This window comes from Rhodococcus sp. ENV425, from assembly GCF_002887785.1.
GTDB lineage: Bacteria > Actinomycetota > Actinomycetes > Mycobacteriales > Mycobacteriaceae > Rhodococcus > Rhodococcus aetherivorans.
Window position 1 is genome coordinate 20,638 of the sequence record NZ_PCZU01000203.1, and the last position, 7,573, is coordinate 28,210.

Below are 7,573 nucleotides of genomic sequence, written 5' to 3' on the forward strand. Positions count from 1 at the left end.
GCGGCATGGACCGGATCACCGCCCTGAAGGAACTCGCCGAACTGAAGACGCAGGGTGTGCTGACCGAGGCCGAGTTCGAGGCCGAGAAGGCCCGGATCCTCGCGTCGTAGCGGTTCCCGGAGCCGTCACTCCGCGCGCCACACCGGCGCGCGCTTCTCGGCGAACGCGCGGGCCCCTTCCTGCGCGTCCGCGGAGGCGAACACCGGCTCGACGAGCGCACGCTGCGACGCGAACGCCTCCGCGTCGGTGTACTGCACGGCCGACGCCATGATCTGCTTGGAGGCACGGACGGCGAGCGGTCCGTTGCCGCTGATGCGGGCGGCGAGCGCCCGCGCGCCGTCGAGGGCCGCGCCCGGCTCGGTGAGGGTGTTGACCAGGCCGTGCGCGTGCGCCACCTCGGCGGTGAGGGGGTCACCGGTGAGCACGATCTCCATGGCGAGCTGGTAGGGCAGCACCTTGGGCAGGCGCAGCAGACCGCCGGCCGCGGCGACGAGCCCGCGCTTGACCTCGGGCAGGCCGAACTTGGCGCCCCGGGCGGCGACGACGAGGTCCGCCGAGAGGGCGAGCTCGCACCCGCCGGCGAGTGCCCAGCCCTCGACCGCGGCGATCAGCGGCTTGGTCGGCGGCCGCTCCGTGAGCCCGGCGAATCCCCGTCCGGGCAGCGAGGGCCGCTCGCCCCGGGTGAACGCCTTGAGGTCCATGCCGGCGCAGAAGGTGCCGCCGGCGCCGGTGATGATCCCGACGACCAGGTCCGGTCGCGCCTCGAACTCGTCGACGGCGGCGGCGAGCGCCTTGGCGACCTCGAGATCGACGGCGTTGCGCGCCTCGGGCCGGTTGATGGTCATGACGGCGATGCCGTCGCCGAACTCGGTCAGTACAGCGCTCACGTGGTGTCTCCTCGGGATCCTCGGGGTTCCGGCCGGGCACGGGGCGGAACGTCCCGTCGAGTCGATCACCGGACCGGCGCCCGAGACAAAGTCCGAACGGGGTATCGACCCATAGCCGAAACCTATGTAGGGAGGCCGGGGTCATGAGGTACCCGTCACTGTTCGCGCACGGGCGGGAAGAACCCGGCCGCGGGGCGTGTTGGACCCGACCGATCGACGACGGCCACGACACGGAAGGCCACGACACGGAAGGAGGCATGCGATGTGCACATCACCCCCGGCTGCGCCGGTGCGACAGCCGATGCGGCATCCCGTCGCGGGCATCCTTCCGCCGGCCGGGCCCCGACATGCGGGGCCGCCGGCGGCACCACCCGGCAGGTGCTGACCGCCGGGCGGACACCCCTCGTCCGGTGACCGCCGCTCCGACTTCGTTTACGGCACCGAGAACCCATCTGCCACAAGCGGATTCGAGACACCGCACTGGGCGGCAGCGAATCCGTCGCAAGTCCTGCGCCGCCCCGACCAGACCTGCATCCCCGTCCTCGGAAGGAGGACCTGCCCGTGACCACGATGCTCACCGACCTGCTCGCCCCGTCGGACGCCACGCCGGACTGGGACCTGGCCGCGTGCCGCGGCGACGCGACCCCGGACGCCTGGTTCCCGGACCCGTCGGAGTCGTTCGACTACGCCCGCAACGTGTGCGCCCGCTGCCCCCTTGCCACCGCGTGCGCCACCTACGCCACCGAGACCCGGCAGTCCGGCATCTGGGGCGGCCGGGAGTTCCGCCGCGGCCGCGTGACCCGCGGATAAGCCCGCACGCCGCGCCCTGCGCCCCCGTCGCCGACTCCCGTGGTGACGGGGGCGCCGCGCTGTGCACGGCCCTGACACCTACCGATCGTTCAGTAAACATGTCATGCTGGCCGGCGTGGAACACATCGCACTCGCCGTGGCCGACGGCATCGCCACCATCACCCTCGACCGCCCCGACCGGCTCAACGCCTTCACCACCACGATGGAGCACGAGCTGATCGCGGCCTACGACCGCTGCGACGCCGACGATTCCGTGCGCGCCGTCGTACTCACCGGCGCCGGGCGCGCATTCTGCGCCGGCGCCGACCTCTCCGGCGGTGCCGACACGTTCGCGCAGCGGCTCGACGAGCCGAGCGACGACGCGACCGCCGACGTCCGGCGCGATGACACGGCCGCCGACGTCCGGCGCGACGGCGGCGGCCGCGTCGTGCTGCGCATGTTCGAGTGCCGCAAGCCGATCATCGCGGCGATCAACGGCCCGGCCGTCGGCGTCGGCATCACCATGACGCTCGCGGCGGATTTCCGCCTCGCCGCCGACGACGCCCGCATCGGCTTCGTGTTCAACCGCCGCGGCCTCGTCCCCGAGTCGTGCTCCACCTGGTTCCTGCCCCGCCTGGTTCCGCTGCAGACCGCCCTGGACTGGGTGTATTCGGGACGGATCTTCGACGCGGCCGAGGCCCACACGGCCGGGCTCGTCTATGCGCTGTATCCCGGGGCCGAACTGCTCGAGCGGGCGTATGCGCTGGCCCGCAGCCTCACCGAGCACTCGGCCCCGGTGTCGGTGGCGCTCTCGCGGCAGATGATGTGGCGCACGCTGGGCGCCGAGCACCCCATGGTCGCGCACCGCATCGAGACGCGCGGCATCAACCTCCGCGGCGTCGGGCGCGACGCCCGCGAGGGCATCTCGGCGTTCCTCGAGAAGCGTCCCGCGGCGTTCCCGGACAGCGTGTCCGCAGACCTGCCGGACCTGTTCCGCGACGATCTGCCCGTACCGCCGTTCCGCGGGTGAACGGTCACCATTGACTGTTTAGTGGCGCGGCCCCTACGCTCGAAGCGACGAACACAGAGAGGGAACCATGACCACTCGTACCCGGCCCCCCGTCGTCGAACGCTGGCATCACATCGTCGAGCACGAGGACATGGCCGCCCTCGAGGACCTGATCGCCGACGACGCCGTGTTCTCCTCCCCCGCGGTGTTCACGCCGCAGGAAGGCAAGGCCAAGACCGTCGCCTACCTGCGGGCGGCGCTCACCGTGTTCTCCGGTACGGGGTTCCGCTACGTCGACGAGTGGTACAACGACGACTCGGCGGTTCTCGAGTTCACCGCCGATCTCGACGGCATCCACGTCAACGGCATCGACCTGATCCGCTGGGACGACCGCGGCCGGATCATCTCGTTCAAGGTCATGGCCCGCCCGCTGAAGGGCCTGCAGGCCCTCATCCCGCTCATGGCCGCCCAGCTCGGGCAGTCGTAACACCGAAATCACCAAGGAGATTCGCATGGCCCTGCCTTCGATCCTGCAAGACCGGCTGCGCCTGCCCGTCGTGGCGTCGCCGATGTTCATCGTCTCCGGTCCGGACCTGGTGATCGCCCAGTGCACCTCCGGCGTCGTCGGCTCCTTCCCCTCGCTCAACGCGCGCCCCCAGGCGATGCTGCGCGAGTGGCTCACCCGCATCACCGAGGCCCTCGCCAAGCACGACGCCAACCACCCCGAGGCGCCGTCCGCGCCCTACGCGGTCAACCTCATCGTGCACCGCTCCAACGACCGCCTCGAAGAAGACCTCGCCACGATCGTCGAGTTCGAGGTCCCGGTCGTCATCACCTCCCTCGGCGCCCGCACCGACGTCAACGACGCCATCCACTCCTACGGCGGCATCGTCCTGCACGACGTCATCAACAACACCTTCGCCCGCAAGGCCGTCGACAAGGGCGCCGACGGCCTCATCGCCGTCGCCGCCGGCGCCGGCGGCCACGCGGGCGCCCAGTCACCGTTCGCGCTGGTCCAGGAGATCCGTGAGTGGTTCGACGGCCCGCTGCTGCTGTCGGGCTCGATCGCGCACGGCCGTTCGATCCTCGCGGCCCAGGCCGCCGGCGCCGATCTCGCCTACGTCGGTTCGGCGTTCATCGCCACCGCCGAGGCCAACGCCGACGCCCGCTACAAGCAGATGATCGTCGACTCCACCGCCGCCGACATCGTCTACTCCAACCTGTTCACCGGCGTGCACGGCAACTACCTGCGCGGCAGCATCGAAGCCGCCGGGCTCGACCCGAACAACCTCGCCGTGTCGGACCCGTCGGCCATGGACTTCGGCACCGGCGAGAGTTCCGGAACCGGCGCGAAGGCGAAGGCCTGGCGCGACATCTGGGGTTCCGGGCAGGGCGTCGGCGCGATCGACGCCGTCGTCCCCGCCGCCGAGCTCGTCGACCGGCTCGCCACCGAGTACCGCGCGGCGCGGGAGCGGCTCGCCGGCCTGTAGGCGCACCGTCCGGCTGACCGCGGTCGCCACGACCACCCCGCCGAGGAGCGCGGCGAGCATCCACGCGGTGCTCGCCGCGCCGACGGCCGTCGTCAGCACGCCCACCGTCAGCGGGGCGAACATCGCCGGCAACGAGGTGACCAGCCCGGTCGCCGCGCCGACCCGGCCCCGCACCTCGTCGGGCACCAGTTCGGCACAGCGTGCGGTCACCACCACCGACCACGACGGGGTCACCGCCAGCAGGGCGGCATAACCGGCGGCGGCGACGACCGGTGACCCCGTGGCCGCCGCGAGGACCGCCAGGACACCGAGGCCCGCCGAGAGCACGAGCAGACGGTGGGCCGGGATCCGGCGGCGGAGCCGCGGCACCGCCAGCGCCCCGAGCATGCCCCCGCCGTAGGCGACGGCGAGCGCGATCCCGACCGTCGAGGACGGCGCGCCGCTGTCGGCCAGGAGCACGACCACCACCAGACCACAGCCGTTTACCACGAACTCGGCGACGGCCGTCAGCGCCGCGGTGGTGCGGACGAACGGGTGGGCGGCGAACCACCGCACCCCGTCCCGGATGGCGGCCCACGGCCGTTCCGCGGCGGAACCGGGGACGCGCGGCGCCTGCAGCGGGGTGCGCACCCGGGCCGCGGCCGCTCCCGCCACCACGAACGACACGGCATGTCCCGCGAAGGGCAGCGCGGCGCCGAGACCGTAGAGGGTCGCCGCGAGCGGCGGGCCGGCCACCCCGGTCGCGTACCCCCGCGCCTCGAAAAGCCCGTACGCCGTGCCGATCTGCTCGCGCTCGACCACCTGCGGCACAGCCGCGTCCTCGGCGAGTCCGCGCACCGCCCACCCCGCCCCGAGCACCGACACCGCGACGAGGACGGGCACCGGATGGAACAGACCGCGCCACGCGCAGCCCGCGAGCACCGCGGCGGCGGCCGCCGAGCAGGCGTCGACGGTGATCATGACGCGACGGCGATCGAAGCGGTCGACGATCCAGCCGGCCGGGACCGTCGCGGCCGTGAAGGCACCCATCGTCACGGTCGAGACCAGCCCGACCGTCGCGGCCGAACCGCTGACCGCGAGCACCCACAACATGATCGCGACGCCGTAGCCGCGGCTGCCGAGCTGCGCGACCGCCTGACCGGCGCACAGCCGCGCGAAGTCGGGGTTGCGGAGCGCACCACCGCCGGCGGACAACGGGCGTCACCCGAGTCCGGCGGCGGGGCGGCCCAGCGCGGTGACCGCCAGGGCCGGCTCGGCGGTGGGATCGCAGCCGAGCAGGTCCTCGAGCTCGCGGTCGCGCATCGCCGTCGCCGTCACCGCGCCCAGGCCCAGCGCGGTGGCGGTGAGCAGGACGGTCTGACTGACGTGGCCGAGTTCGATGAGGATGTCGCGGTAGGCGCGGGAACGTTCGTACCGCCACCGGGTCCGGGCCGGTACCGCCGTGTAGATCAGCAACGCCGCGCAGTCCGACAGCCACGGCTGCTCGCCGAGCGCCGCGCCCAGCACGGAGCCGGGCACGCTGTCGCCGATCCGTTCCAGCCCGCCGCGCAGCGGCGCGTAGTGGAAGAACCCCGGCGCGAGCCCGTCGACGCGGTTCGCGTAGAGGTACAGCTCGATGGGGGTGCGGGCGCCGGCGGACGGGCTGGTCTTCAACAGCACCTGCCCCACCTGCGGATGGTCGATCACTTCGACGGGTCCCGTCGCGACGCGGGCGACGGTGCCCACCGCGTCCAGGGACACGGGGTCGGCGGTGAACTGCCGGACCGAGCGGCGCTCGAACAGGGCGTCGACGAGTCCCGGGCGCCGCCACCCGGACGAGTCCGGCCGGTCGCCGGGCACGGGAATCATCGGATGCTGCGGGTAGGACTTGGCCGGCGCAGGGGCGGGCTGCTCGCTCGCCTTGGCCGCCGACCGCAGCTCGTCGTCGAGCACGTCGGCGAACCGGACGTCGGAGCCGGTGCGGGCCGCGAAGTGCAGGTAGCGGGCCGAGGGGCCCCACGTGCCCCACTCGGCGAGCATCTGCTGTTGTTCGACGTGCTCGGCCGATCCCTCGGCGACGAGGACCTGCGCCTCGAGCAGCCGGCGAGCGATTCCGAGCGACAGCTCCCCCAGTTCGGCGATGCTGTCGAGTTCGCGCCACGACGCGAACCAGCGCAGCACCCGCTCGCTGTCGGGGGTGAGCGCGAACTGCCGGTGGTGCAGGTAGTCGTCCCACACCAGCGTGCCGTCACGCCAGAACAGCACCGCATACTCGGCAACGGCGACGCGGGTCATCGGTTCTCTCCTCGGGGGGCGGGGGCGGTCGCGGCGGCGATCAGGGCGCGCACCGCGTTCGTGGTGTCGGTGTCACCGGCGCCGTGTTCGGTCCAGCGCCAGTCGAATTCGGGGTTGACCTCGAGAAACACCGGGCCGCCGGGCGTGTCGAGCAGGTCGAAGGCGGCGAGGTCGAGCCGGAACCGGTCGAGGAGCGTCCGCAGCGATGCGGCCACGTCGGCGGGAATGCCGCAGCGCCGCACGGTGATCGACTCCGGCCGGGTCCACAGCGACTCGGGGGTGGGCCGGGTGACCGCGTAGCCGATCAGCGTTCCGCCCACGGCGTGGATCCGCAGCTCCCGGTCGGCGGCCACATACTCCTGCACGAGCACCGGTGCGCCCGTGCGGTGTTCGCCGTCGAGTGACGCGCGGGTGACGCGCTGCGGGTAGACGCCCCGCAGGCGGCCGGGCTGCGGTTCGACGCAGTGCCGGCCGAGGCTCTTGACCAGCAGGTCGCCGGGCCCCGGCAGGGCCCGGGCCGCGACGTCGAGCCGCGTGGTCACGAGGGTGGCGGGCACACGCAGCCCGGCCACGCGGGCGGCGGCGAGCTGGGTCAGGCGGTCGGGGGTTCCGGGCCGGGCCCCGGAGTTGAGCGTGTGCAGGCCGGGGTGCGCGGCAAGGGCGGCGACGAGCGCCTGCCACTGGTCGCGCACGTGCTGCACTGCGTCGGGGGTGGTCTGCGCGGTGCGCAGTGCGTCGACGTCGAAGTAGCGCAGCCAGCACACCCGGGGCCGGAACGTCCGGCCGTCGCGGGTGAGCAGGCCGTCGAACGGATCCCACTGCACGTCCGTGTCGGCACACCGGTCGCTGTCGAGGCGCACCAGCGCGATGCCGCGGGCGGCGAGCCACAGCGACAGCTCGTCGATCTCGCGGTCGGCGGCCCGGGTGAGGACGAGGACACACGGCGCCGGATCCGTCGCCGCGGGATGCCCGACGCGGGCCTGGAAGTCCCGGGATTCGGCGGAGGCGGTGGTGAGGTGGGGATGCGAGCGCAGCAGCAACGGCAGCGCAGCGGTCATGAGGGGTCCTTCGGTGGCGGTCGTCGGGACGGTACGGCCGGGGCACCGTGGTGCCCCGGCCGTTGC

Annotated in this window: 8 protein-coding genes and 1 pseudogene; 5 read left to right on the forward strand and 4 right to left on the reverse strand. The window is 73.1% G+C overall.

Annotated elements, in window-relative coordinates:
* Positions 1-110 (forward strand): SHOCT domain-containing protein (locus CQZ88_RS31215; protein ID WP_258008637.1); only part of this gene is annotated, 110 nt, incomplete at its 5' end.
* A gap of 15 nt (positions 111-125) precedes the next feature.
* Here CQZ88_RS31215 and CQZ88_RS16900 read toward each other — a convergent pair.
* A complete protein-coding gene (locus tag CQZ88_RS16900; protein WP_006940476.1) occupies positions 126-887 on the reverse strand; it encodes a crotonase/enoyl-CoA hydratase family protein in 762 nt (253 codons plus the stop codon).
* Positions 888-1,448: 561 nt separating this feature from the next.
* Between CQZ88_RS16900 and CQZ88_RS16905 the strand changes: the two genes are divergently transcribed.
* From CQZ88_RS16905 to CQZ88_RS16920, 4 genes are all read left to right on the forward strand, one after another.
* On the forward strand, positions 1,449-1,697 hold the full coding sequence (locus CQZ88_RS16905) for a WhiB family transcriptional regulator (protein WP_006940478.1): 249 nt from the start codon (positions 1,449-1,451) through the stop codon (positions 1,695-1,697).
* Between the two features lie 115 nt (positions 1,698-1,812).
* Positions 1,813-2,706 carry a crotonase/enoyl-CoA hydratase family protein gene (locus CQZ88_RS16910; RefSeq protein ID WP_180987034.1) on the forward strand — a complete coding sequence of 298 codons (894 nt, stop codon included), beginning with the start codon at positions 1,813-1,815 and terminating at the stop codon, positions 2,704-2,706.
* Positions 2,707-2,773: 67 nt separating this feature from the next.
* Positions 2,774-3,172, forward strand: coding sequence for a nuclear transport factor 2 family protein (locus tag CQZ88_RS16915; RefSeq protein ID WP_029546954.1), 399 nt, complete (start codon positions 2,774-2,776; stop codon positions 3,170-3,172).
* Positions 3,173-3,197: 25 nt separating this feature from the next.
* Positions 3,198-4,175 carry a nitronate monooxygenase family protein gene (locus CQZ88_RS16920; RefSeq protein WP_065923212.1) on the forward strand — a complete coding sequence of 326 codons (978 nt, stop codon included), beginning with the start codon at positions 3,198-3,200 and terminating at the stop codon, positions 4,173-4,175.
* A gap of 48 nt (positions 4,176-4,223) precedes the next feature.
* On the opposite strand, the pseudogene CQZ88_RS16925 reads toward CQZ88_RS16920, so the two are convergent.
* The 3 genes and pseudogenes from CQZ88_RS16925 to CQZ88_RS16935 all read right to left on the reverse strand — a co-directional run.
* Positions 4,224-5,369, reverse strand: a pseudogene (locus tag CQZ88_RS16925) (MFS transporter); the annotation flags it as partial.
* A gap of 6 nt (positions 5,370-5,375) precedes the next feature.
* Complete coding sequence (locus CQZ88_RS16930) at positions 5,376-6,449, reverse strand: SagB/ThcOx family dehydrogenase (RefSeq protein WP_065923213.1); 1,074 nt, start codon at positions 6,447-6,449, stop codon at positions 5,376-5,378.
* Positions 6,446-7,507 carry a RimK family alpha-L-glutamate ligase gene (locus CQZ88_RS16935; RefSeq protein ID WP_102800071.1) on the reverse strand — a complete coding sequence of 354 codons (1,062 nt, stop codon included), beginning with the start codon at positions 7,505-7,507 and terminating at the stop codon, positions 6,446-6,448. The genes CQZ88_RS16930 and CQZ88_RS16935 overlap by 4 nt, the downstream gene beginning before the upstream one ends.
* Positions 7,508-7,573 lie beyond the last annotated feature (66 nt).